Source organism: Roseateles depolymerans (assembly GCF_003387155.1).
GTDB classification, from domain to species: domain Bacteria; phylum Pseudomonadota; class Gammaproteobacteria; order Burkholderiales; family Burkholderiaceae_C; genus Roseateles; species Roseateles depolymerans.
Map to the genome: position 1 here is coordinate 759,288 of NZ_QUMT01000001.1, position 23,857 is coordinate 783,144.

The following is a 23,857-nucleotide window of genomic DNA, read 5'->3' on the forward strand; positions in this document are numbered from 1 at the left end:
GCAGAGAGTGAAAACCAGTATATAGGGGCCCCCCTATAATCGCGCCGGCCCAAATCGATGAAGATGCAAGCATGAGAAGACAACTGCAGACATCCTTTGCGTTGGTGCTGGCTGGTAGTGCTTTTGTTGTTGCGGCTCAGACCAGTGCATCATCGTCATCCCCCGCTGCGGCCGGCCCGTCCGTGCCCATGGAGAGCAAGGTGGCCATGTGCATTGGCTGCCACAGCATTCCGGGTTACCAAGCCACCTTCCCCGAGGTGTACAAGGTCCCGATGATCGCCGGCCAGAACAGCAAGTACCTGGCCTCCGCCCTGCATGCCTATGCCAAGGGCGAGCGAAAGCATCCCACGATGCGCAGCATCGCCCAGTCGCTGTCCGACCAGGACATCACCGACATCGCGGCCTACTACGAGAAGCAGGCCCAGGTGCCCGCCGTCCCCGAGACGGTGACGCCCCCCGCCGACATCAAGGCCCTGCTGGACAAGGGCAACTGCGCCAGCTGCCACGGCGCCAACTTCAGCAAGCCGATCGACGGCACCTACCCCAAGATCGCCGGTCAGCATCCGGATTACCTCTACGCCGCCCTCAAGGCCTACCAGACCGAGGGCAACCCCCATCTCGGTCGCGGCAACGCCATCATGGCCGCCCAGGTGAAGCAATTCAGTCACGCTGAACTGAAGTCATTGGCGAAATATTTGGCAAGCTTGCCCGGTGAACTCCGGACCGTCCCCCAGTCCAAATTTCGCTGACCCTGATTTCGGCTAAATTTACCGATGGGTGGAAGACGCCCCTCGGGAGCCAAGCCGACAAGAGCCGCCCTCGCAGGGCGGTTTTTTTTTGCGGTCATTCCGTTTTTGTAGGTCTTTTGGGGGCGCCGCACGAGGAGGGCGCCATACTGTGCTGCCTTGGTCGAAGCCTCCCATGCTCAAGAAGATTCCCACCGCTCAGGTCTCCTTAGGAATGTATTTGCACGGCCTTGAAGGGTCCTGGCTGTCGCATCCCTTCTGGAAGACCAAGTTCGTGCTCACCGACCCGGCAGACGTGAAGGCGCTGCTGGCCAGCGGCGTTCCGTTCTGCTGGATCGATGCTTCCAAGGGCCTGGACGTGGGGCAATCCGCTTCAGACCCCGCGCCGGCCCCGGCCCCCGAGCCTGAACCCGAACCCGTCCCGCAAGCCCCGGCGCTGGTGAAGTCCACGCCCACCCTGTCGCTGGACCGGCAGCCGGCCACCATGGGCGAGGAAATCGAGCGGGCCGCGCAGGTGGTCAACAAGTCCAAGCAGGCGGTGATGAGCCTGTTCAACGAGGCGCGTCTGGGCAAGGCGGTGGACGCCGAGCAATGCCTGCCCCTGGTGGAAGAAGTGGCCAGCTCGGTGGTGCGCAACCCCTCCGCGCTGATCAGCCTGGCGCGGCTCAAGACCAAGGACGACTACACCTACATGCATTCGGTGGCGGTCTGCGCGCTGATGGTGTCCCTGGCCCGTCAACTGGGCCTGGACGAAGCCACCACCCGCGAGGCCGGACTGGCTGGCCTGCTGCACGACGTGGGCAAGATGGCCATGCCGCTGGATGTGCTGAACAAGCCCGGCGCGCTGACCGACGCCGAGTTCGCCATCATGCGCGGCCACCCGACCCGCGGCTATGAAATGCTCAAGGACGGCTCCGCCGTGCCGCCCTCCGCGCTGGACGTGGCGCTGCATCACCACGAGAAGATGGACGGCACCGGCTACCCGGCCAAGCTGGCGGGAGAGCAGATCACGCTGATGTCCCGCATGGGCGCGGTGTGCGACGTGTACGACGCCATCACCTCCAACCGTCCCTACAAGAATGCGTGGGACCCCGCCGCCTCGCTGGCCCGCATGGCGCAGTGGAACGGTCATTTCGACCCGCTGGTGTTCCAGGCCTTCGTCAAGTGCGTCGGCATCTATCCGGTGGGCACGCTGGTCAAGCTGCAATCCGGCCGTCTGGCCGTGGTGCTGGACCAGAACACCACCGCGCTGACCGCGCCCCGCGTGCGGGTCTTCTACTCGACCAAATCGCAGATGCCGATTCCCACCCAGATCCTGGACCTCTCCGCCGCAGGCGCGGGCGACCGCATCGTCGGCCGCGAGGACCCGGCCGCCTGGGGCTTCCAGCGCCTGGACGAACTCTGGCAGAAAGCCGCGACCTGAGCCGGTGCAGACCCTCGCCCACAAGACCTGGCTCGCGCGGCTGAGCGCCGACTACCGTGTCGAGCGCGGACGCTGCGTCGTCAGCCATGCCCATGAAGGGCCGCTGCGGCTGCTCAAGAGCCTGTATCCGGAAGGCGATGCGCTGTGTCACAGCGTGCTGGTGCATCCGCCCAGCGGGCTGGTCGGCGGGGACACGCTCGACATCCGCCTGACCCTGGCCACGCAGGCGCACGCGCTGATCACCACGCCAGGCGCGACGCGGTTCTACCGCAGCCCACACGGCGCCCCCGCCACGCAGCGGGTGCATGCCCGGCTGGAGGCCGGTGCACGGCTGGAATGGCTGCCGCTGGAGGCCATTGCCTACCCGGGCTGCGAAGCCTTGAACGAAGCGGTCTTTGATCTGGCGCCGGGCGCCGAACTGCTGGCCTGGGACATCACCGCCCTGGGCTTGCCGGGAGCCGGACAGCCGTTCGACCACGGCCGCTTCACCCAGCATCTGGAACTGCCCGGCCACTGGCTGGAGCGGGGCACGCTCGATGCGCAGGATGCCGTGTTGATGCACGGGCCGCTCGGCCTGTCCGGCCAGCGTTGCCTCGGCACCTTGATCTTTGCCGCCGGGGACGCGATTCCTCGGGAGCGGCGGGAGCTGGCCCTGGAGGCCGTCCGCGCGGTGATCGAAGCCGATCCCCTGCAACGCCTGGCCGGCGCCACGGCGGCGCAGGACCGTGTGCTGGTGGTGCGGGCCGTCGGGCCGGTGGTGGAACCGGTGGCCCAGTTGCTCAGGGCCTGCTGGTCCACCTGGCGGCAGACCCTGTGGGGCCTCCCGGCCCAGGTTCCCCGTCTCTGGTCGATGTGAGGTATTTCACATCCGAATAACCCGCCCGGATGTGGCGGGCGGCCTGCGGCTCAGAGCGCTCGCCCGATCCAGGGCAGGCAATGACGCGCGCAGTGGGCAGCGGCCCGCAGGCCGCTTGGCTTCACAGCCAGGAATGACCGGCGGCGCGGCGCAGCGAGTCGGCGAACGCCGGACGGGCGGCGTCTTCCTGACGGGCTGCGGCCAGCATGGCGGCACGCAGACGGCGTTCCCCGATGAAACGCGCGCCCAGCTCGATCAGACCGATCACTTCGCTGGCAATGGCCACCACCCGTTCGCCCGCTTCGCGTGCAATGCCGGCGCGCTGAACGTCGGCGGGCATGACTTGCAGGGGAGCTTCAAAAACTTGGGTGTGCATGGTGGGTCCTTGTGGACGGTTGCAGCACCTGCTGCAGATCCGTTGGCGTGATATTGGGGTATTTACGTAGTCCTGCCCAATTGAGAAGCAGAATCGGGTCATCACTGACGCGAATGACCCGGCCTTTCCCCTAGCATCGAGCCATGCACAGTTCCCGCCCCGTCAACTTCCGGACCCTGGACCTCAACCTCCTGCGGGTGTTCGATGTGGTGATGGAAGAACGCCATGTCACGCGCGCGGCGCAGCGGCTGTCCATCACCCAGCCGGCGGTCAGCAACGCGTTGCGGCGCCTGCGGGAGGCGACCAACGAGGAACTGTTCATTCCCACGCCCACCGGCGTGGCTCCGACGCCCCATGCGCTGGCCCTGTGGCCGACCATCCGCACCGCGCTGGCCAATCTGCAGGACGCTCTCGCGCCCCAGGCTTTCGACCCAAAGGCCGCTGGCAACACCATCAGCTTCACCCTGGCCATGGCAGACGCCACCGCTGCGCTGGTGGTGCCGGCGCTGGCCCGGCGTTTCCTGGAAGACGGCGTGCATGTGGGCCTGCGCATCGTGCCGCTGACCACGCGGGACCCGCGCGAGATGCTGGAGCAAGGCCGCGCCGATGTGGCCATCGGCTTCTTTCCGGACATCGTCACACTGATGGGCCAGCCCGGGGGCGAAGCCTTTCGCAAGGCCTCGCTCTATGTCAGCCAGTACCTGTGCGTGATGCGGCGGGACCATCCCCTGGCTGCGCCCGAAGCGCTGACGCTGGATGCCTACTGCGCGGCCCAGCATCTGCGGGTGAGTTTTGCCGGTCGGCCGCATGGCTTCGTGGATGACGCCCTGGCGGCGCTGGGTCGCCAGCGCACCGTGGCCATCACCGTCAACAGCTTCTTCACCGGAGGCCTGGCGGTGCAGCAGTCCGACCTGCTGACCGTCCTGCCCAACAGCTTCATCCCCGCCACCGGCATCAGCAGCCTGCTGGCCAGCCGGGAATTGCCGTTCAAGCTGCCGCACATCGACATCAGCCAGGTCTGGCATGTGCGGCATGAGCTGGATGCGGCACAGCGATGGTTGCGGCAGATGCTCTCCGAAGCGGCGGCGACCGTGCGGGCGGGGACGCCCACACCGCCGGTGCTGCAATAAGCCCGACGCGGAAGGGCATCCGGCATCGGGCATCGGGCGAGCGCTTGGCGCGAGCCGGGATCAGATCGCCACCAGCCCCCGGATCTCCGGTTGCTGCATCGCGGCACGGTCGCCCCGCGCAATGACTGATCCGCGCTCCAGCACCAGAAACTCATCGGCCAGCTCGGCCGCAAAATCGTAGTACTGCTCACACAGCAGGATGGCCACCGGATGCCCGTCCAGGCCTTCATCGGCCAGGCGGCGGATCACCCGTCCGATGTCCTTGATGATGCTGGGCTGGATCCCTTCGGTCGGCTCATCCAGGATCAGCAGCCGCGGTGACGAGGCCAGCGCCCGTGCAATCGCCAACTGCTGCTGCTGCCCGCCGGACAGGTCCCCGCCGCGCCGCCGCAGCATTTGCTGCAGCACCGGAAACAGCTCATACAGATGCGTGGGCACCGGCGTGCCGCCCGGCTTGCTGGCCAGGCCCATGCGCAGGTTCTCCTCCACCGTGAGGCGGGCGAAGATCTCGCGCCCCTGCGGCACGTAGCCGATACCCGCTCGTGCGCGCTGGTAGGGCGTGGCCCGGCTGATGTCCTCGCCGGCCAGTCGCACCGTGCCGGAGCGGATGGGCACCAGCCCCATCAGGCTCTTGAGCAGGCTGGTCTTGCCCACGCCATTGCGGCCTAGCAGCACAGTGATGCGGCCGGGGCTGGCGCTCACCGACACGTCCCGCAGGATGTGGGAGCCGCCGTAGTACTGGTGGATGCCTTCTGCACTGAGCATTGCGTCGTTCATGGCGGTCACCGCCCCAGATAGGTCTCGATGACCCGTTCATCCGCCTGCACCTGCGCCAGCGTGCCCTCGGCCAGGACCGATCCTTCGGCCAGCACGGTCACCTTCTCGGCAATGGTGTCCACAAAGCCCATGTCATGCTCCACCACGATGATGCTGTGCCGCCCCTTGAGGGTGAGGATGAGTTCGGCCGTGCGCTCGGTTTCCTGGTCGGTCATGCCGGCCACCGGCTCGTCCAGCAGCAGCAGCCGCGGGTCCTGCACCAGCAGCATGCCGATCTCCAGCCACTGCTTCTGGCCGTGGCTCAGCAGTCCGGCCGGGCGCTGCAACTGGTCGGCCAGGCGGATCAGCACCAGCACCTCGGCCAGCCGGTCTTTCTGCGCGCCGGTGAGTCGCCCCCAGACGGATGCACGCAGGCGCCGGTCCCCCTGCAGCGCCAGCTCCAGGTTCTCGTAGACGGTCAGCGCCTCGAAGACGGTCGGGCGCTGGAACTTGCGGCCGATGCCCAGCTGCGCAATCTCGGCCTCGCTGTGCCGCAGCAGGTTGATGGTGCCGCCGAAGTAGACCGTGCCGCTGTCGGGCCGGGTCTTGCCGGTGATGATGTCCATCATCGTGGTCTTGCCGGCGCCGTTCGGTCCGATGATGCAGCGCAGTTCCCCCGGCGCGATGTCGATGGACAGGCCCCGGATGGCCTTGAAGCCGTCGAAGCTGACGTGGACGTCTTCCAGGTAGAGGATGCGCCCATGCGTCAGGTCCAGTGCGCCCGGCTGCACGACGCGCCCATAACCCGCGCCGCTGGCCCGGGCCAGACGTTCGGTGCCTTGCTCCAGCAGGTCGGGATTCATGCGGCCTCCTGGCCGGACGCTGCCGAGGCCCGTGCACGACGCAGCCGGCGCACCAGCCCGGCAATGCCGTCCGGCATGAACAGCGTCACCGCCACGAACAGCGCCCCCAGCACATACAGCCAGAACTCCGGGGCCACCTGGGTGAGCCAGCTCTTGGCGCCGTTGACCACAAAGGCACCGGCAATCGGGCCGGCCAGCGTGCCGCGTCCGCCCACGGCCGCCCAGATGGCGATCTCGATGGAATTGGCCACGCTCATTTCGCTGGGGTTGATGATGCCGACCTGCGGCACATACAGCGCGCCAGCCACGCCGCACAGCAGGGCCGACAGCACCCAGGCCGCCAGTTTGTAGGGCAGCGGCGAGTAGCCGCAGAACATCAGCCGCGACTCCGCGTCCCGCACCGCACTGAGCACCCGCCCGAACTTGGCGCGGGTGAGCCAGCGCAGGCCCAGATAGGCGCCGATCAGCGCCAGCGCGCTCAGCACGAACAGCACCATGCGCATGCCCGGTGTGGTGATCGACAGGCCCAGGATGCGCTTGAAGTCGGTGAAGCCGTTGTTGCCGCCGAAGCCGGTCTCATTGCGGAAGAACAGCAGCATGGCCGCATAGGTCATGGCCTGGGTGATGATGGAGAAATACACGCCCTGGATGCGGGAGCGGAAGGCGAAGAAGCCAAACACCAGGGCCACCGTGCCCGGCACCAGCAGCACCAGCAGCAGCGTGGCGCTGAAGCTGCCGCTGAGCGTCCAGTGCCAGGGCAGGGACTTCCAGTCGAGGAACACCATGAAGTCCGGCAGCGCGCTGCGGTACTGGCCATCGGTGCCGATCTGGCGCATGAGATACATGCCCATCACATAGCCGCCGAGCGCGAAGTACAGGCCGTGCCCCAGCGACAGGATGCCGGTGAAGCCCCAGATCAGGTCCATGGCCAGGGCACACAGCGCGTAGCAGCAGAACTTGCCCAGCAGGCTCACCCAGTAGCCATCCAGATGCAGCGGATGCTGCGGCGGCAGGGCCAGGTTGAGCAGCGGCACCACCAGGCAGGCGACCAGCACCGCCAGGGCCAGGCCGATCCAGCCGGCGCGGCTGAGCAGCGCGGGCGGTGTGGGCAGGGTCAGGGGCGCGGCCAAGGACGGGCCCATGGACGGACCCATGGCGGGAGAGGAGGGAAGGCGGGAAGTCATCAGGCGATCCATGAAGACGGCGGGGTCGCAAAGGGAGAAGCAAAGGGCGTGGCGGAATCCGTAGCGCAAGCCGAGGCAGCGGGGCGGCTCATCGCGTTCTCACCGCAAAGAGGCCCTGCGGTCGTTTCTGGATGAAGACGATGATGAAGACCAGCACCGCAATCTTGGCCAGCACTGCGCCCACCACGCCCTCCAGCGCCTTGTTGGCCAGCCCCAGGCCCAGCGCCGCGAGCACCGTGCCGGCAAGTTGCCCCACACCGCCCAGCACCACCACCATGAAGGCATCGACGATGTAGCTCTGGCCCAGGTCCGGGCCCACATTGCCCACCTGGCTCAAGGCGCAGCCGGCCAGGCCCGCCAGGCCCGAGCCCAGCGCAAAGGCATAGGTGTCCACACGGGCGGTCGGCACGCCCATGCAGGACGCGATCGGCCGGTTCTGCGTGACGGCCCGCACGAACAGGCCCAGCCGTGTGCGGCCGATCAGCAGCGCCATGCCGCCCAGCACCGCCACTGCAAAGACGATGATCACCAGCCGGTTGGTCGGCAGGGCCAGACCCGGCAGCAGGTTCAGCGACCCGGCCATCCAGCCGGGGCTCTCCACCGCCACGTTCTGCGCCCCAAAGAGGCTGCGCACCGCCTGCATCAGGATGAGGCTCAGGCCCCAGGTGGCCAGCAGCGTCTCCAGCGGCCGTCCATACAACCAGCGCAGCACCGTGCGCTCCAGCAGCGCCCCGACCGCGGCCGACGCGAGAAAGGCCGCCGGCATCGCCACCACGAGATAGGCGCCGAACCAGGTCGGCGGCATCCACTGGCGGAAAGCGACCTGCACCAGGTAGGTGGCGTAGGCGCCGATCATCATCAGCTCGCCATGCGCCATGTTGATCACGCCCATCAGCCCATAGGTGATGGCCAGCCCCAGTGCCACCAGCAGCAGGATGCTGGCCAGGCTGACGCCGGTGAACAGCGCGCCCAGGCGCTCGCCCCAGGCCAGCGTCGATTCCACCTGCGACAGCGACTTGCGTAGCGCGGCCACGACCGCCGGGTCCTGCTCTTCCGCCAGGCGCTGGTTCAGCAGCAGCCGCGTCTCCGGGCTGTGGGACTCGCCCAGCAGGCGGGCCGCCTGCAAGCGCTTGGCGGCATCGGTGCTGGCGGCCAGGGCCGCGGCCTGGGTGAGCGCCAGGGCTTCCTTGACCGCGTCATCCTTCTCCTGGGCCAGGGCCCGCGCCAGCAGCGGGGCCTTGGATTCATCCACGCCGGCATCCAGCAGGGCGCGGGCGGCGGCCAGACGCTCGCGGGCATCGGGGCTGGACAGGCGCAGGCTGGCCAGTGCCCCATCCAGCTCGCTGCGCAGCCGGTTGTTGAGCATCACATCCTCCAGGCCTTCGGGGGCCGGAGAGACTGCTGCGCCGGTGACCGCATCGGTGAGCTGTTCACCGTCCAGGATCAGCACCCGGTCGCCGGCCCGCTTGAGCCGTTCTTCCGCCAGGGCCTTGAGCACCCGCACGGCCCGCTCATCCGGTGCGGCGACCAGTGCATCGATCGCGGCGATGCGGTCGTCCGTCTCCCCTTGCGCGAGCGCCAGCGCCTGCTGCGGCGTCACCGCCTCGGCCAGGGAGAACCCGCCGAGGCACAGTCCCATCAGGACCCAGGCGAGGACCCTGGACAGCCAGGGCAGGGGTGATTGCATTGTGGACTCCATGCGCAAGAAAGCCCCGCCAGCATCAGGCCGGGCGGGGCGGCACCATCAACTCACTTCTTGGCCGGCTCATCCGGCTTGGACTCGTTGCCCGGGATGTACGGGCTCCAGGGCTTGGCCTTGACCGGTGCCGGGGTCTTCCACACCACGTTGAACTGACCGTCCGCCCGGATCTCGCCGATGAAGACCGACTTGTGCAGGTGGTGGTTCTTCTCGTCCATCTTGGACGTGATGCCCGACGGCGCGCTGAAGGTCTGGCCGGCCATGGCGGCGATCACCTTGTCCACATCGGTGCTCTTGGCCTTTTCCACGGCCTGCTTCCACATGTTGATGCCGATGTAGGTGGCCTCCATCGGGTCGTTGGTCAGCGGCTTGTCCTTGTGGCCGGGAATGTTCTTGGCCTTGGCATAGGCTGACCACTTCTTGATGAAGGCGTCATTGGTCGGGTTCTTGATCGACATGAAGTAGTTCCATGCCGCCAGGTGCCCCACCAGCGGCTTGGTGTCCACCCCGCGCAGTTCCTCTTCGCCCACGGAGAAGGCGACCACCGGCACGTCCTTGGCCTTCAGGCCGGCATTGCCCAGCTCCTTGTAGAAAGGCACGTTGGAGTCGCCATTGATGGTGGACACCACTGCCGTCTTGCCACCGGCGGAGAACTTCTTGATGTCGGCCACGATGGTCTGGTAGTCGCTGTGGCCGAAGGGGGTGTATTTCTCGTCGATGTCGGCGTCCTTCACGCCCTTGCTGTGCAGATAGGCGCGCAGGATCTTGTTGGTGGTGCGCGGGTAGACGTAGTCGGTGCCCAGCAGCACCCAGCGCTTGGCACCGCCGCCGTCCTTGCTCATCAGGTAGTCCACCGCCGGAATCGCCTGCTGGTTGGGCGCGGCGCCGGTGTAGAACACGTTCTTGCTGAGTTCCTCGCCCTCGTATTGCACCGGGTAGAACAGCAGGCCGTTGAGTTCCTCCACCACCGGCAGCACCGACTTGCGGGACACCGAGGTCCAGCAGCCAAAGATCACGGCCACCTTGTCCTGCGTGAGCAGCTGACGGGTCTTTTCCGCAAACAGGGGCCAGTTGGACGCCGGGTCCACCACCACCGGCTCCAGCTTCTTGCCCAGCACACCGCCCTTGGCATTGATTTCATCGATGGCCATCAGCACGGTGTCCTTGAGCACCGTCTCGGAGATGGCCATGGTGCCCGAGAGGCTGTGCAGCACGCCCACCTTGATGGTGTCGGCGGCCAGGGCGGGCAGGGCGGTCAGGCTCAGGCCGGCCAGGGCGCTGGCAGCGGCCAGGACTTTGACGGCGTGGCGGCGGGAAGACGGTGCGGGCATGTCTGGGCTCCAGGAAGGTAGAGGAAAGTGGAAAAGGACAGGGCGATGCTAGGGAGACCCCGCGCGCCGACCTATACGGCGGATGGCGTACGGCGGCTGAGACGGCCTGTAACACCTGCGCAACATCGGGCGGTCCACTCGGCGGGCGCCTCATGCGTTGAAGCAACAATCCGTCCCTCTGATTTCCGGAGCACTTCCTTGAAGGCACTTTCCATCCTGACCGGCGTCGACCGGTCGTCCCGATCCTTCCTGCAGTGGCTGGCTCGCTGCCTGATGATGGCGCTGGCCCTGATCACCGCCACCACGGCTTCGACCGCCTGGGCCTACGACGGCGACGACGGCGAATGGCAGATCGTCAATGCCCGTTACGGCACGGCGCAGCGCAACATCGACGTGACCAACCGGCTCAAGGAGCTGGCCCGGTCCGACCGCAGCTTCAAGGTGGCCAACCAGCTGTTCCACAACGATCCGGCGGTTGGCGACCGCAAGACCCTGCGCATCATTGCCAAGGGCCGCAACGGCGAGTTCCGCAACTTCGACTACCGCGAGGGCGACTGGGTGGACGGCAACAAGTTCACCGGCTGGAGCCGCGGCGACTGGGGCCACCATGAGTGGAACGGCGGCTGGGACGGCCCGCGTCCGGGTCAGGGCGGCGGCAACGACCGCGAGGACGATGGCGACTGGGCCATCCTGCAAGCCCGCTACGGCACCGCCGACCGCAACATCGACGTGACCGGCCGTCTCAAGGAACTCGCCCGTGCCGACCGTCGCTTCAAGCTGGCCAACGAGCTGTTCCGCGAAGACCCGGCGGTGGGCTACCGCAAGACCCTGCGCATCACCGCCCGCGGTCGCAATGGCGAGATCCGCAACTTCGACTATCGCGAAGGCGATTGGGTGGACGGCAACAACTTCACCGGCTGGAGTCGTGGCAACTGGGGCGACGGCCAGTGGAGCGGCGGCTGGGACGGTCGCCCCGGAAACGGCGGCTACCAACCGCCGGCCCAGACCGACAACCGCGTCATCATCAACCGCGCCTCCTACGGCACCGGCAACCGCCAGGTGGACGTGACCGCCCGCCTGCGCAACATCAGCCGCGGCGGTGGCTTCGCCATCAAGGTGGACAACAGCCTGGCGGATCGCGACCCGGCCGTGGGCGACACCAAGTACCTGCGCATCTACTACCAGATCGGTCGAGGACAGGAGCAGGTGGCCGAAGCCCGTGAGGGCACCATGCTGCGCATCAATCCCTGATCGCGGCGCATGCGGCTGGGAGGCGCGGCCTTCCGCCGCATCGCGGGGCCCTGACCATTCTTGTCAGGGCCTGAACTGCGCGGAGCAGCGCGCCGACTGAGGCGCCATGTACTCCCGCCCCCACTCTTCCAGCGGCCCGTCGGCGTTCGCCCCGGACGTGCATATCCAGATCGAGGACGAACCGGACTTTCCGTCGTCGCGGTCCTCGCAAGTACCCACCCCGGGCCGTACCTCGGGCCATACTCCGGGTCATATTCCGGGCCATACTCCGGGCCACACCCCGCGCACTTCCCTGCACGCGTCGCGGAGCACGTCGCCCGGTGGGTCGTCCGCGGGTGCCTCGGCTCATTCGTCGGTGGGCTCCCACGGGGCCACGTTCGAGTTCCCCGACGGCTTGGGTCATACCGTTTTGACCATGCCGCCGTTCGAATCCTTTCTGGGGATGTCTGACTGGGTGGATGACGTGGCACAGCAATGCTCCTCTCAGGAATCTTTGAGCCTGGCCGAACGGCTGCGCAGGGCCGACTGCTTCCAGGAAGCGAAGCTGCTCGAAATGAACTGGGAAGACGACTCCGACGACCTGGACAGCGAGGTCGAGCGTCTCAGCAACGCCGGTGTCAGCAGGGACAGTGTGAGCAGCAACAGCGCGAGCAGCGCCAGCTTCCGCAGTGGCAGCGCCCGTAGCGCCCGTAGCGCCCATAGCGCTCATAGCGCTCATAGCGCTCATAGTGAACCAATCGGCAACGCCCGCATCGGTACTGCGAGCCCAGCACACGGGGCGTCCGCGTCTCCGAGCCCTGGCCCCGACCCCCACCGCAGCGGCGACCCCCTGCAAGCGTGCACGATCCAGATCGAAAGCTATCTGAAGGACGGCAATATCCACGGCCTGCCTCCGGACCTCCAGCGAGCGGTGCGCGAGGCCACCGACGGCACCCGGCCCAGCGGCCCCAGCGGCCGGCTTCTGGCCGTGCTGGCGGGACTTCGGCAGCTCTCGGACCGCATGGATGACACCGACCTGGGCCGCACCGCGCTGAACTTCGGGCACACGACCGTGCGGTCGCTGGGCTCGGTCGGCCTGACCACGCTGGCCCGGCAGGCCGTCGGCCGCGCGATCGACCTGGCCCTGGCCAGCGGCACGTCGGAACTCACCCGCACCCTCATCGGCGCGGGCGCCATGGGCCTTCCGATCCTGGGGCAGATGGCCTTGCTGTGGCGGGACCATCGCCAGCAGGAGGCGACCCCCTATTCACGGCTGACACGCATGGTGCTGACCGGCCTGTGCCTGGGCACCTGCGGCCTGGCAGTGGCCACCGGCACCCTCACCAACCCCGGCCTGCGGCTGGCGGAGGTGGTGCTGTATCCGTTGCTGCGCGACGCGGTGCAGGCCCGCTTCCCGATGATCTCGGACCCTGACAGCGGCCCCACCAAACGCTCGCTCGCAGTCGCGGGAGGGGCGTATGCGGTGAACCAGCTCGGGGTGAGCCGGGCCTTTGCCGCCGCGCCGGACGCCACCGCCACGGGTCTGCTGATGCCCGGGCTGCTGGCCCGCAGTCTGGCCAATGCGGCGGGGGAATCGGTGGACCTGATGTCGCTGCTGTACGCCAACCACATGACGCGTCACGGCCGCTCGACGGTGCCGCGGCTGCGCATTGGCAGCGGGGATGTAGCGCAGGCCATCCGCACGCCGCTGCATTGGGACACCATGACCGCGCGCGGCTGCTTCGTGGCCGGTTTCAACCAGCTCTATGACACGATGCTGGCCGACAACACCCTCACGCGGCTGCTCAGCCCTGTGGTGGGAGAGGCCAATGCGTTCACCGCCGCGGACTGGCTGACCGAGCTGACCGCCGCCGCGCTGACGGTGATCACCTATCCCTTCTGGACCGATCCGGTGCATGCACGCGGATTCGATGTCAGAAACCCGCCGACGCCGACGCCGGCGCCCTCACTGGCGCAGGTGACCGCCATGGAGGAAGGGGAGGCCGCACCTGGGCTCGCTAAGTCGCGCCCCGCGACGTCGCCGACCCATTCCGTCGCCTCGACGTCCGCGTTGCTGTCACGGTCCTCGTCGCCGGCCCTGCAGGGTTCAGCGGGTTCGCCGGGGTCTCCGAGTTCTGTGGGACCACTGGATTTCCCGGGCTCACCCGCACCCACCGCGCAACACCGCAGCCTCAGTCTCAGCCGCAGCCGCGAGCCGGTGCAATACGCCGGCAATCATGCAGAGCCGCCCGTGGCCACCGACACCAGCGGGGTCACACTGTTGAAGTACGTCAACGAATCCGAGCCAGGCCGGATACAGATCACCCGGCTTTGATGGGTATTGCTCGGCGGTCATCGGCGCGATGGGCGCCATAGGCGCTCATCGTCTTTCACCGACTTCAGAGCTCCCACTGCGGATGGATCTCCCTCGCCCGGGTGAGGGCCATGGAAGCCGCCGCCGTGCGGGTCTCAACGCCCAGCTTGGCGTGGATGCGCTCCAGGTGTTTTTTCACCGTGGCCGGGCTGGCGCCCAGGATGTCTCCGATGTCCCGGTTGATCTTGCCCTTCACCACCCAGTAGAGCACCTCCGCCTCCCGGGCCGTCAGGTTGAAGGACAGACCCAGCGACCGGATGACCGCAGCGTCGGACACTTCCCGCATCACAATCAGCCAGTCGCCCCCGGGACCTGGGCCGTCCTCGCCCCCGATGCAATGGTGCAGCCGGAAGCTGAGCCGCCGCGCTCCGAGTTCCGCGGTGAGGCGAGGCGGCTCGGCCGGCGGCATGCTGACGCTGTCTTGGAGACCCATGCCTACTGCACCGCTCGCACCGTTTGCACCGCCCACGCTGCCCATCCCCTCCAGGCATCGGCGCAGCCACTGCAACACCAGCGGCGGTGTGGTGGGCGCCATGGTGCCGAAGTAGAGCTGCAGCAGCTCACGCGCCAGCGGCGTCTGCCACAGCAGCCGTCCACTGCTGGCCCGCACGGCAATGCTGGCATACCCAAACGCGTCCAGCGCCTGCCGGGTCTGCCGGGCCTGCCGCGCGCCCTGCAGATGCACCTGCATGCGGGCCAGCACGGCGCGGGGGTCCAGCGGCTTGGTCACGTAGTCCACCCCGCCGGCCTGCAGCGCCGCCACGAGATGCTCGGTCTCCGTCAGGCCCGTCATGAAGATGATGGGGATGTGCGCCGTGGCCGGGTCGGCCTTGAGCCGTCTGGCCACCTCGAAACCGTCCATGCCCGGCATCATCGCGTCCAGCAGCACGATGTCGGGCCGGCCCTGCAGGGCGCGGGTCAGCGCGGCTTCGCCGCTGGTGGCGGCCAGCACGGTGTAGCCGTGTTCATCCAGCGCGTCATGCAGCAGCGACAGGTTGTCGGGCACGTCGTCCACCAGCAGGACGCGGTCGCCCTCCTGCTGCTCCAGCAAGGCGGCGACGGAGGTGGGCAGCGGGGTGTTCATGTCAGGGCAGGGTGGTGGCAACGGGGGGAAGGGTCTGCAGCATGGCCTCGAACTGGAACTGGCGGGCCAGTTCCCGCTGGGCTTCGCAGAACGGCCGCCAGCGGGTATCGGCCGCCTCGATCTGGTCCAGTTGCTGCAGCACGCCGCGGTAGTAGCCCAGGGTCAGCGCCTCGCGCAGTCCGGTCAGCAGCGCGGGCGGGGGCTGCAGTCGGGGCTGTGGCGGCTCGGGGGTCTGCGGGGCCGTGCTGGACGTCATCCAGCGCAGCGACAGCCGCTCCTCCAGCCAGTCCAGCAGCAGTTCGTGGCGAACCGGCTTGAGAATGAAATCGCGCGGAGTGATGCCTGCATCGTTGTCCTGACCGCGCTCGAAGGCATTGGCTGACACCACCGCCACCGCCTGGAGCGAGGGCAGCCGTTGCCGCAGACGACGGATGGTTTCCCAGCCGTCGATGCCGGGCATGGCCAGGTCCATGAGCACCGCGTCGGGCACCCATCCGGCGGCGACGAGGTCGAGCGCATCATGGCCGCTGGACGCTTCCCTTACGACGAAGCCCAGCGGCTCCAGCAACTGGATCAGCAACTGACGGTCTTCCGCTTCGTTGTCCACGACCAGCAGCCGGGGAGACGCATCCGCAATGCGCAGCCGCTGGACCCCGTGGGGGCCGTTGCCAGCCGCGCCACCGATCAGGCTGGAGACGACGCTGCGCGGCAGCTCCCGGTCCGGGATGCGGCCATGCAGTTCCGGCAGGAACAGCCGCACCCGGAAGGTGGAGCCTTGGCCAGGCGTGCTGCTGGCCGTGAGCTCGCCGCCCATCAGTTCGGTGAGCATGCGGGCGATGGTCAGGCCCAGTCCGGCCCCCGGGGTGCTGCCGCCCGCACCACCCGCACTGCTGCCGCGGGTGAAAGGCTCGAAGATGCGGGCCAGCTCCTGCTCATCCATGCCGGGGCCGGTGTCGGTGATCTCCACCGTGGCCATTTCGCGACCATGGCGCACCTTCAACGTGACCGCACCGTCGCGGGGGAATTTGATGGCGTTACCCAGCAGGTTGATCAGGATCTGGCGCAGCCGCTGCTCGTCGGCACGCACCCAGGTGGGCAGGGCGCCGGAGGGTTCGAAACGGAAGGCCAGCCCCTTGGCGCTGGCCTGCGGCTCGAACATGTCCACCAGGTCCTGGAGCAGGTCGGCAAACCGCAGCGGCGCCGGCTCCAGGGTCAGCCGCCCGGCTTCGATGCGAGCGATGTCCAGCGTGCCGTCGATCAGCCGCATCAGGTGCTCGCCGCCGCGTTTGATCACCTGCACGGCTTGGCGGCGCTGCGGCGCGAGCGAGGCATCGGCGGCCATCAGCTGCGCATAGCCCAGGATGCTGTTGAGCGGCGTTCGCAATTCATGGCTGATGGCGCTGATGTAGCGGCTCTTGGCCTGATTGGCTGCTTCCGCCGCCGCCTGGGCGCGCTCGGCCTGCTGACGGGCCGCTTGCAGGGCTTCGTCAGTGCGGCGGTGGGAATCGATTTCCCGGACCAGCGCCTGCGTCTGCCGGTTCGACTCCTCCTGCGCCACCTCCCGGCTCTGATGGGCCAGCACCAGCCACCAGGCCACCGTGCCGGCCACCAGCAGCAGCGCAAAGAAGGCCTTGAGCAATCCGCCGTACAGGCCCTGCTGCAAGGCACGGGCGGCTTCTCCGTCCACCAGGGGCATCTGCTGCAGTTGCTGGTGATAGAGCAGGCCGAAGATGGCGGCCAGCACCGGCGTGATCACCAGCATCAGCAGCAGGTAATGACCCAGGCCCGTGTCCAGATAGGGCCAGGCGCGTCGCGGCAGCACCCGCCGCATCAGGCGGGACCATTGTTCGGACAGCCGCGCGTGGGGCTTGCACAGGTCGCCGCAGCGCGCGTCCAGGGTGCAGCAGAGCGAGCAGATCCGGCCGCGGTAGGCCGGGCAATGGGCCAGGTCCGGGCCTTCGTAGTCGCGCTCGCAGATGACGCAGCGATGGACCGCGGCAACCTCTAGCGCGGGGCCGGCGTTCGGCGCCGTACCGGGGACAGTACCTGGCGCGCTACCGGGCGCATCACCGGGCGCAGTACCAGGCGCAGTACCTGGCGCAGTACCTGGCGCGGCCGGTTCAGAGCTGCGGGCCAGGTAATAACGCCCTCGCGTGGCCCAGGCGATGAGCGGCGCCGTCACCAGCGCCGTGATCATGGCGATGATGGCCGACCAGGCCTGGGCCAGCGAGCCCATCACCCCGAGGTGGGCGGCGATGGACAGGACCGAGGCCAGCGCCATCGCGCCCACGCCCACCGGATTGACGTCGTACAGATGCGCCCGCTTGAACTCGATACCCGGCGGGGACAGCCCCAGCGGCTTGTTGATCACCAGGTCCGCCACCACCGCCATGATCCACGCGATGGCGATGTTGGCGTACAGGCCCAGCACATGGCCCAAGGCATCGAACACATTCATCTCCATCAGCATGAAGGCGATGAGCGTGTTGAAGACCACCCACACCACGCGGCCGGGATGGCTGTGGGTCAGGCGCGAGAAAAAGTTGCTCCAGGCCAGCGAGCCTGCATACGCATTGGTGACATTGATCTTGAGCTGGGAAATGACCACGAACAGCGCGGTGGCGGCCACGGCCCAGCCGTAGCGCGGGAACACATACTCGTAGGCTGCCAGGTACATCTGGTTGGGGTCCACCGCCCGCTCTGCCGGCACCGCATGGCTCACCGCCAGATAGGCCAGCAGCGCCCCGCCCAGCATCTTCAGCACCCCGAGCAGCACCCAGCCCGGCCCGCCCAGCAGCACGGCGGCCCACCAGCGTCGGCGGTTCTCCTGGGTCTTGCGGGGCATGAAACGCAGGTAGTCGGCCTGCTCGCCCATCTGCGTGATGAGGGCCACCCCCACGGTCAGCGCGGCACCAAAGGCGTGCAGATCAAAGGCCGCAGTGCCGGACTGCGACCCGGTTTGGTTCGTGATGCCGGCAAATGCACCAGGCTGGCGCCAGGCGACCCAGGCAAACGGCATGATCAGCAGGGCCAGCCACAAGGGCTGCGTCAGCACCTGCAGCCGGCTGATGGCCGAGATGCCGTGGGTCACCAGCGGGATGACCACCAGGGCGCAGATCAGGTAGCCCCATTGCGGCGGGATGTCCAGCGCCAGGTCCAGCGCATAGGCCATGACCGCTGCTTCCAGCGCAAAGAAGATGAAGGTGAAACTGGCGTAGATCAGCGAGGTGAGGGTGGAGCCCAGGTAGCCAAAGCCGGCGCCGCGGGTCAGCAGGTCCATGTCCACGCCGTGGCGGGCGGCGTAGACACTGATGGGCAGGCCGGCCAGAAAGATGATCAGACCGGTGGTGAGAATGGCCCAGGCGGCATTGGTCCAGCCGTAATGCAGCAGCAGCGTGGCGCCCACGGCTTCCAGGATCAGGAAGGACGCGGCCCCGAAGGCGGTGTTGGCCACCCGCAGCGGACTCCAGCGCCGAAAGCGCTGCGGCGTGTAGCGCAGGGCGTAGTCTTCCAGCGTTTCATCGGCCACCCAGGCGTTGTAGTCCCGCCGCAGCTTGATGATGTGCTGCGGAGCAGGCGCGGACGCGGACGCGGACGCTGATGGGGAGGCGGTGGCGGGCTCCATGACAGGAAGAGCGCGAATGCACGATCTGTGCCGAGTCCCGCCCGGGTTTGTGAGCATGCACCGGCATGGGGCTTGCTAGAAGATCGGCCAGAGACTCCCACCCCACGGGTGACCGCCATGGAACTGACGCCCCGAGAAAAAGACAAGCTGCTGATCTTCACCGCCGCGCTGCTGGCCGAGCGCCGCAAGGCCAAGGGCCTGAAGCTGAACTATCCGGAAGCCGTGGCCTACCTCAGCGCCGCGGTGATGGAGGGCGCCCGCGAAGGCAAGACCGTCGCGCAGATGATGAAGGAGGGCCGCGAGCTGCTCACGCGTGACGACGTGATGGACGGCGTGCCCGAGATGATTCCGGACATCCAGGTCGAAGCCACGTTCCCGGACGGGACCAAGCTGGTGACGGTGCATCAGCCCATCGCCTGATCCGAACGACAGTTGATTTTCGAGGACCCACCCGCATGCTGACCATCGCTTCCCGCCGCTTCGGCGTCATCCTGGCCGCCATGGCGGCTGCGCTGCCCACCCTGGCGCTGGCCCATGCCGGCGAGGGCTTGCCGCACGACCATGGCCTGTCGGCCGGCTTCCTGCATCCGTTCACAGGGCTGGACCATCTGGCCGCCATGCTGGCCGTGGGTCTTTGGAGCGCGCTGACCCAGCAGGGCCGGCGCATGCTGGTTGCGCCGCTGGCGTTCGTGGGCTGGCTACTGCTGGGCGCGTTGGCGGGCGTGGCGCTTGCGCGGGCCGGCCTTCAAGTGCCGATGGTGGAGCCGATGGTGGCGGCGTCGGTGCTGGTGCTGGGCCTGGTGGCGGCGGCCCGCTGGTCGCTGGCGCCGCTGGCCTCGGCCGGTCTGGTCGGCGCCTTTGCGGTCTTCCATGGGCTGGCGCACGGAGCGGAACTGCAAGGGGTTCAGGCGCTGGTCGGCATGCTGGCCGCCACGCTCCTGCTGCATGCGCTGGGCCTGATGCTGGGCTTGCGGCTGCGCACGTTGGCGCCGCTGTGGTCGCGACTGGCCGGTGCGTCGGTCGCGCTGCTGGGCCTGGGGCTGCTGACCCGCATGGTGTGGGCATGATTCCCGGCGAACTGCTGACCGACGAGGGCGAGCTCACCCTCAATCCGGGACGGGCCACCCTGACGGTGGTCGTGGTGAACGGATCGGATCGTCCCATCCAGGTGGGGTCCCACTACCACTTCGCCGAGACCAATGCCGCCTTGCAATTCGACCGCGCGGCCGCGCGCGGCATGCGCCTGAACATCGCATCCGGCACGGCGGTTCGCTTCGAGCCGGGCCAGCAGCGGACGGTGGAGCTGGTGGCGATCGGTGGGGCCCGCGAGATCTGGGGCTTCCGTGGCTTGATTCAAGGAGCGCTCTGATGGCTCGCATCGGCAAACGCGCCTACGCCGAGATGTTCGGCCCGACCACCGGCGACCGCCTGCGCCTGGCGGACACCGCTTTGGTCATCGAGGTGGAACAGGACCTGACCCTGCGGGCCGGCGGCTATGGCGAGGAGGTCAAGTTCGGCGGCGGCAAGACCATCCGGGACGGCATGGCCCAGTCCCAGCGCACGCGTGACCAGGGGGCGGTGGACACGGTGCTGACCAATGCGGTGATCCTGGACCACTGGGGCATCATCAAGGCGGACATCGGCCTGAAGGACCACCGCATCGTGGCCATCGGCAAGGCGGGCAATTCGGATACGCAGCCGGGGGTGGACATCATCATCGGCCCCGGCACCGAAGTGATCGCGTGCGAGGGGATGATCGTCACCGCGGGCGGCATCGATTCCCACATTCACTTCATTTGCCCGCAGCAGATCGAAGAGGCGCTGGCCAGTGGCGTGACCACGATGCTGGGCGGCGGCACCGGCCCGGCCACCGGCACCTTCGCCACCACCTGCACGCCGGGCCCCTGGCACATCGAGCGCATGCTGCAGGCGGCGGACGCCTTCCCGATGAACCTGGGCTTCCTGGGCAAGGGCAACGCCAGCCGACCGGAGGCGCTGACCGAGCAGATCGACGCGGGTGCCATCGGCCTGAAACTGCACGAGGACTGGGGCACGACCCCGGCTGCCATCAGCAACTGCCTGGATGTGGCCGAGGCTACCGACACGCAGGTGGCCATCCACACCGACACGCTCAACGAGAGCGGCTTCGTGGAGGACACCGTGGCCGCTTTCAAGGGCCGCACCATCCACACCTTCCACACCGAGGGCGCGGGCGGCGGCCATGCGCCGGACATCCTGAAGGTGGTGGGCGAAGCGAACGTGCTGCCCAGCTCCACCAATCCGACGCGGCCCTACACCATCAACACGCTGGACGAGCATGTGGACATGCTGATGGTGTGCCACCACCTGGACCCGGCCATTGCCGAGGACCTGGCCTTCGCCGAGAGCCGCATCCGCAAGGAGACGATCGCGGCGGAGGACATCCTGCATGACCTGGGTGCGATCAGCATGTTCAGCTCCGATTCCCAGGCCATGGGCCGGGTGGGTGAGGTGATCCTGCGCTGCTGGCAGACGGCGCACAAGATGAAGCTGCAGCGCGGCGCGCTGCCGGGGGATTCGGAGCGTCACGACAATGCGCGGGTGAAACGCTATGTGGCCAAGCTGGCCATCAATCCGGCGATTGCGCATGGCATCAGCCACGAGGTGGGCAGCATCGAGGTGGGCAAGTGGGCCGACCTGGTGGTGTGGAAGCCGGCGTTTTTCGGGGTGAAGCCGTCGCTGATCCTGAAGGGCGGGGTGATTGCCATGGCCGCCATGGGTGACCCGAATGCCTCCATCCCGACACCGCAGCCGGTGCATTACCGCCCGATGTTCGGCAGCTTTGGCGGGTCGCTGGCGCGGGCATCGCTGAGCTTCGTGTCGCAGTCGGCGCTGGCGTCGGGGGTGCAGCAGCGCTACGGTCTGGCCAAGACGGCGGTGGCCGTGAGGGGCATCCGCGGCGTGGGCAAGAAGGACATGATCCTGAACGACTACGCCCCCCGCATGGACGTGGACCCTCAGACCTATGCCGTGCGCGCCGATGGGCAGCTGCTGCACTGCGAGCCGGCCACGGTGTTGCCGATGGCGCAGCGGTACTTTCTGTTTTGAGTGCAGATGAGGAGGTCTTCCGACTCCTCGCTCTTCACTAGCTCCAAAGGCTACACAGGCTTTCTCATGATTCAAGTCTCCAAAGTTCTCGCGCGTGGCCAGGGGCTGGCTTCGGTGCTCCTCAAGCGGGCCGCTACGGTCACCCTGGACTGGGACACGCGTCAGAAAAGCCGCTTCCAGGCCATCGACAGCCAGGGGCGGACGCTGGGCGTGTTCCTGCCGCGAGGCACGGCCGTGCGGGGCAGCGATGTGCTGGTGGCGGAGGACGGATCGCTGGTGCGGGTGATTGCCGCGCCGCAGTCGCTGCTGCGCATCACTGCCTGCACCTCGCACGGGTCGCCCTTTGATCTCATTCGGGCGGCCTATCACCTGGGCAATCGCCACGTGCAGATCGAGCTGCAACCGGATCATCTGAAGATCGAGCCGGACCATGTCCTGGCGGACATGCTGCGGGCCATGCATCTGATCGTGAATACGGTCGAGGAGCCATTCGAGCCGGAGAACGGGGCGTATGCGAGCGGTGGGCACGGTCACAGTCACCACCACAGTCACAGTCACGACGACAGCCACGGCCATGGGCATGGCCATGAGCACGGCGACGCGCATAGTCACGATCACTCCCACGGCCACTCCCACGACCACGCTCACGACCACTCCCACGGCCACTCCCACGACCACGCTCACGACCACTCCCACGACCACTCCCACGACCACGACCACGACCACGACCACGACCACGACCATGGTCACAGCCACAACCACTGACCCCATCGCCCCGATGCTTCGCCTGATGTGGCTGGCCTCGCCGGCGCTGCCCATCGGCGCGTTCTCCTATTCCGAGGCGCTGGAAGCGGCGGTGGAGCACGGCCTCGTGCACAACGACGTCAGTGCCGCCCATTGGCTCTCCCAGCAGCTGGCCCTGCTGGCCCGTGGGGACCTGGCGGCGATGGCGCACGCCATCCCTGCCTGGCAAGGCGGCGACGAAGCCACCCTCCGCGCCATCGCCGACTGGCTCCGCCAGACCCGCGATGGCGCAGAGTCGAGGCTGCAAAGCGAGCAGATGGGACAGTCGCTGCTGGTGTGGCTGCGGCCGCAGGGCATGGCGTCCGCGGACCAACTGGCGCTGCTGGACCGGATCGGGCCACCGCCCCACTACGCGCTGGTGATGTCCCTGGCGCTCGCCACCGTGGATGTCCCGCTGGCCCAGGCCCTGCAGGCGCAGGCCTTTGGCTGGGCCGAGAACCAGGTCCAGGCCGCCCTCAAGGCCGTGCCGCTGGGCCAGACGGCCGGTCAGCGCGTGCTGGCCCGCCTGGCCGCCGAGATCCCTGCGGCGGTGGCCACCGCCCTGGCCACGCCGCCTCATCAGCGGCAGCTGTTCGCCCCCATGCTGTCCATCCTGGCAGCCCGCCACGAAACCCAATACTCCCGACTGTTTCGATCATGAGCAACGCCCTTCACCACATCCCCGGCCGCAGCAAGCGGCTGCCTCCCCTGCGTGTCGGCATCGGCGGCCCGGTGGGGTCCGGCAAGACCACGCTGCTGGAGATGCTCTGCAAGGCCATGCGCGACCGCTGGGATCTCGTGGCCATCACCAACGACATCTACACCAAGGAAGACCAGCGCCTGCTCACCATCAGCGGCGCCTTGCCGCCCGAGCGCATCATGGGTGTGGAGACGGGCGGCTGCCCGCACACCGCCATCCGTGAGGATGCGTCGATCAACCTGGAGGCCATCGACCGCATGCTGGGCCAGTTCCCGAATGCGGACGTGGTGTTCATCGAATCCGGCGGCGACAACCTGGCCGCCACCTTCAGCCCGGAACTCAGCGACCTGACGATCTACGTGATCGACGTGGCCGCCGGCGAGAAGATCCCGCGCAAAGGTGGCCCCGGCATCACCAAAAGCGACCTGTTCGTCATCAACAAAACGGACTTGGCGCCACATGTGGGCGCGGACCTGTCCGTGATGGAAGCGGACACGCGCCGCATGCGGCCCAGCCGTCCCTTCGTGATGACCAACCTGAAGACCCTCGCGGGCCTGGATCAGGTGGTGAAGTTCATCGAAGACAAGGGCATGCTGAGCACGGGCTGAGA

21 protein-coding genes are annotated in these 23,857 nt (G+C 67.7%); 13 read left to right on the forward strand and 8 right to left on the reverse strand.

The window, feature by feature from the left end; translation table 11 throughout:
* Positions 1-71 precede the first annotated feature (71 nt).
* The 3 genes from DES44_RS03270 to DES44_RS03280 all read left to right on the forward strand — a co-directional run bounded on the left by DES44_RS03270 (position 72) and on the right by DES44_RS03280 (position 3,025).
* On the forward strand, positions 72-749 hold the full coding sequence (locus DES44_RS03270) for a c-type cytochrome (RefSeq protein WP_058936233.1): 678 nt from the start codon (positions 72-74) through the stop codon (positions 747-749).
* Positions 750-921: 172 nt separating this feature from the next.
* On the forward strand, positions 922-2,169 hold the full coding sequence (locus DES44_RS03275) for a cyclic di-GMP phosphodiesterase (protein WP_083525789.1): 1,248 nt from the start codon (positions 922-924) through the stop codon (positions 2,167-2,169).
* Between the two features lie 4 nt (positions 2,170-2,173).
* Positions 2,174-3,025, forward strand: a complete 852-nt coding sequence (locus DES44_RS03280) for an urease accessory protein UreD (RefSeq protein WP_058936231.1) — start codon at positions 2,174-2,176, stop codon at positions 3,023-3,025.
* A 121-nt stretch (positions 3,026-3,146) separates the two neighbouring features.
* On the opposite strand, the gene DES44_RS03285 is transcribed toward DES44_RS03280, so the two are convergent.
* The gene (locus DES44_RS03285) at positions 3,147-3,401 is read right to left on the reverse strand and encodes a hypothetical protein (protein ID WP_147306928.1); all 255 of its coding nucleotides are present in this window, start codon (positions 3,399-3,401) and stop codon (positions 3,147-3,149) included.
* 143 nt (positions 3,402-3,544) lie between these two features.
* Here DES44_RS03285 and DES44_RS03290 point away from each other — a divergent pair, with 143 nt between their 5' ends.
* The gene (locus DES44_RS03290; RefSeq protein ID WP_058936229.1) at positions 3,545-4,531 is read left to right on the forward strand and encodes a LysR family transcriptional regulator; all 987 of its coding nucleotides are present in this window, start codon (positions 3,545-3,547) and stop codon (positions 4,529-4,531) included.
* 60 nt (positions 4,532-4,591) lie between these two features.
* On the opposite strand, the gene urtE is transcribed toward DES44_RS03290, so the two are convergent.
* The 5 genes from urtE to urtA form a co-directional block, all read right to left on the reverse strand.
* A complete protein-coding gene (gene urtE, locus DES44_RS03295) occupies positions 4,592-5,296 on the reverse strand; it encodes an urea ABC transporter ATP-binding subunit UrtE (protein ID WP_058936228.1) in 705 nt (234 codons plus the stop codon).
* Between the two features lie 17 nt (positions 5,297-5,313).
* Positions 5,314-6,150, reverse strand: a complete 837-nt coding sequence (gene urtD, locus DES44_RS03300) for an urea ABC transporter ATP-binding protein UrtD (protein WP_058936227.1) — start codon at positions 6,148-6,150, stop codon at positions 5,314-5,316.
* Complete coding sequence (urtC, locus tag DES44_RS03305; RefSeq protein WP_058937550.1) at positions 6,147-7,292, reverse strand: urea ABC transporter permease subunit UrtC; 1,146 nt, start codon at positions 7,290-7,292, stop codon at positions 6,147-6,149. Before urtC ends, urtD begins: the two co-directional genes overlap by 4 nt.
* A 130-nt stretch (positions 7,293-7,422) precedes the next feature.
* Complete coding sequence (urtB, locus tag DES44_RS03310; protein WP_058936226.1) at positions 7,423-9,021, reverse strand: urea ABC transporter permease subunit UrtB; 1,599 nt, start codon at positions 9,019-9,021, stop codon at positions 7,423-7,425.
* Between the two features lie 62 nt (positions 9,022-9,083).
* Positions 9,084-10,364 carry an urea ABC transporter substrate-binding protein gene (gene urtA, locus DES44_RS03315; protein ID WP_058936225.1) on the reverse strand — a complete coding sequence of 427 codons (1,281 nt, stop codon included), beginning with the start codon at positions 10,362-10,364 and terminating at the stop codon, positions 9,084-9,086.
* A 198-nt stretch (positions 10,365-10,562) separates the two neighbouring features.
* Here urtA and DES44_RS03320 point away from each other — a divergent pair, with 198 nt between their 5' ends.
* Positions 10,563-11,615 carry a hypothetical protein gene (locus tag DES44_RS03320; protein ID WP_058936224.1) on the forward strand — a complete coding sequence of 351 codons (1,053 nt, stop codon included), beginning with the start codon at positions 10,563-10,565 and terminating at the stop codon, positions 11,613-11,615.
* 442 nt (positions 11,616-12,057) lie between these two features.
* Positions 12,058-13,929, forward strand: a complete 1,872-nt coding sequence (locus tag DES44_RS03325) for a hypothetical protein (RefSeq protein WP_147306929.1) — start codon at positions 12,058-12,060, stop codon at positions 13,927-13,929.
* 64 nt (positions 13,930-13,993) lie between these two features.
* Here DES44_RS03325 and DES44_RS03330 read toward each other — a convergent pair whose 3' ends face one another.
* The gene (locus DES44_RS03330) at positions 13,994-15,052 is read right to left on the reverse strand and encodes a response regulator transcription factor (RefSeq protein ID WP_058936222.1); all 1,059 of its coding nucleotides are present in this window, start codon (positions 15,050-15,052) and stop codon (positions 13,994-13,996) included.
* Between the two features lies 1 nt (position 15,053).
* Positions 15,054-18,677 (reverse strand): hybrid sensor histidine kinase/response regulator, encoded by a 3,624-nt coding sequence (locus DES44_RS03335; RefSeq protein ID WP_058936221.1) that lies wholly within the window; start codon positions 18,675-18,677, stop codon positions 15,054-15,056.
* Positions 18,678-18,794: 117 nt separating this feature from the next.
* On the opposite strand from DES44_RS03335, the gene ureA reads away from it, so the two are divergent.
* From ureA to ureG, 7 genes are all read left to right on the forward strand, one after another.
* On the forward strand, positions 18,795-19,097 hold the full coding sequence (gene ureA, locus DES44_RS03340; RefSeq protein ID WP_058937549.1) for an urease subunit gamma: 303 nt from the start codon (positions 18,795-18,797) through the stop codon (positions 19,095-19,097).
* Between the two features lie 35 nt (positions 19,098-19,132).
* Positions 19,133-19,744 carry a HupE/UreJ family protein gene (locus tag DES44_RS03345; protein WP_058936220.1) on the forward strand — a complete coding sequence of 204 codons (612 nt, stop codon included), beginning with the start codon at positions 19,133-19,135 and terminating at the stop codon, positions 19,742-19,744.
* Positions 19,741-20,046, forward strand: coding sequence for an urease subunit beta (locus DES44_RS03350; protein WP_058936219.1), 306 nt, complete (start codon positions 19,741-19,743; stop codon positions 20,044-20,046). The genes DES44_RS03345 and DES44_RS03350 overlap by 4 nt, the downstream gene beginning before the upstream one ends.
* Complete coding sequence (gene ureC / locus DES44_RS03355; protein WP_058936218.1) at positions 20,046-21,764, forward strand: urease subunit alpha; 1,719 nt, start codon at positions 20,046-20,048, stop codon at positions 21,762-21,764. Before DES44_RS03350 ends, ureC begins: the two co-directional genes overlap by 1 nt.
* A gap of 66 nt (positions 21,765-21,830) precedes the next feature.
* Positions 21,831-22,529 (forward strand): urease accessory protein UreE, encoded by a 699-nt coding sequence (gene ureE / locus DES44_RS03360; RefSeq protein ID WP_058937548.1) that lies wholly within the window; start codon positions 21,831-21,833, stop codon positions 22,527-22,529.
* Positions 22,507-23,208, forward strand: coding sequence for an urease accessory protein UreF (locus DES44_RS03365; RefSeq protein WP_058936217.1), 702 nt, complete (start codon positions 22,507-22,509; stop codon positions 23,206-23,208). The genes ureE and DES44_RS03365 overlap by 23 nt, the downstream gene beginning before the upstream one ends.
* Positions 23,205-23,855, forward strand: coding sequence for an urease accessory protein UreG (ureG, locus tag DES44_RS03370; protein ID WP_058936216.1), 651 nt, complete (start codon positions 23,205-23,207; stop codon positions 23,853-23,855). The genes DES44_RS03365 and ureG overlap by 4 nt, the downstream gene beginning before the upstream one ends.
* Positions 23,856-23,857: the final 2 nt, after the last annotated feature.

Excerpts from the sequence above, each read along its gene's own strand:
- DES44_RS03270 (WP_058936233.1), top strand. The coding sequence starts at position 72 with ATGAGAAGACAACTGCAGACATCCTTTGCGTTGGTGCTGGCTGGTAGT.
- DES44_RS03275 (WP_083525789.1), top strand. The coding sequence starts at position 922 with ATGCTCAAGAAGATTCCCACCGCTCAGGTCTCCTTAGGAATGTATTTG.
- DES44_RS03285 (WP_147306928.1), bottom strand. The coding sequence starts at position 3,401 with ATGCACACCCAAGTTTTTGAAGCTCCCCTGCAAGTCATGCCCGCCGAC.
- DES44_RS03290 (WP_058936229.1), top strand. The coding sequence starts at position 3,545 with ATGCACAGTTCCCGCCCCGTCAACTTCCGGACCCTGGACCTCAACCTC.
- urtE (WP_058936228.1), bottom strand. The coding sequence starts at position 5,296 with ATGCTCAGTGCAGAAGGCATCCACCAGTACTACGGCGGCTCCCACATC.
- urtD (WP_058936227.1), bottom strand. The coding sequence starts at position 6,150 with ATGAATCCCGACCTGCTGGAGCAAGGCACCGAACGTCTGGCCCGGGCC.
- urtC (WP_058937550.1), bottom strand. The coding sequence starts at position 7,292 with ATGGGCCCGTCCTTGGCCGCGCCCCTGACCCTGCCCACACCGCCCGCG.
- urtB (WP_058936226.1), bottom strand. The coding sequence starts at position 9,021 with ATGCAATCACCCCTGCCCTGGCTGTCCAGGGTCCTCGCCTGGGTCCTG.
- urtA (WP_058936225.1), bottom strand. The coding sequence starts at position 10,364 with ATGCCCGCACCGTCTTCCCGCCGCCACGCCGTCAAAGTCCTGGCCGCT.
- DES44_RS03325 (WP_147306929.1), top strand. The coding sequence starts at position 12,058 with ATGTCTGACTGGGTGGATGACGTGGCACAGCAATGCTCCTCTCAGGAA.
- DES44_RS03330 (WP_058936222.1), bottom strand. The coding sequence starts at position 15,052 with ATGAACACCCCGCTGCCCACCTCCGTCGCCGCCTTGCTGGAGCAGCAG.
- DES44_RS03335 (WP_058936221.1), bottom strand. The coding sequence starts at position 18,677 with ATGGAGCCCGCCACCGCCTCCCCATCAGCGTCCGCGTCCGCGTCCGCG.
- ureA (WP_058937549.1), top strand. The coding sequence starts at position 18,795 with ATGGAACTGACGCCCCGAGAAAAAGACAAGCTGCTGATCTTCACCGCC.
- DES44_RS03345 (WP_058936220.1), top strand. The coding sequence starts at position 19,133 with ATGCTGACCATCGCTTCCCGCCGCTTCGGCGTCATCCTGGCCGCCATG.
- DES44_RS03350 (WP_058936219.1), top strand. The coding sequence starts at position 19,741 with ATGATTCCCGGCGAACTGCTGACCGACGAGGGCGAGCTCACCCTCAAT.
- ureC (WP_058936218.1), top strand. The coding sequence starts at position 20,046 with ATGGCTCGCATCGGCAAACGCGCCTACGCCGAGATGTTCGGCCCGACC.
- ureE (WP_058937548.1), top strand. The coding sequence starts at position 21,831 with ATGATTCAAGTCTCCAAAGTTCTCGCGCGTGGCCAGGGGCTGGCTTCG.
- DES44_RS03365 (WP_058936217.1), top strand. The coding sequence starts at position 22,507 with ATGGTCACAGCCACAACCACTGACCCCATCGCCCCGATGCTTCGCCTG.
- ureG (WP_058936216.1), top strand. The coding sequence starts at position 23,205 with ATGAGCAACGCCCTTCACCACATCCCCGGCCGCAGCAAGCGGCTGCCT.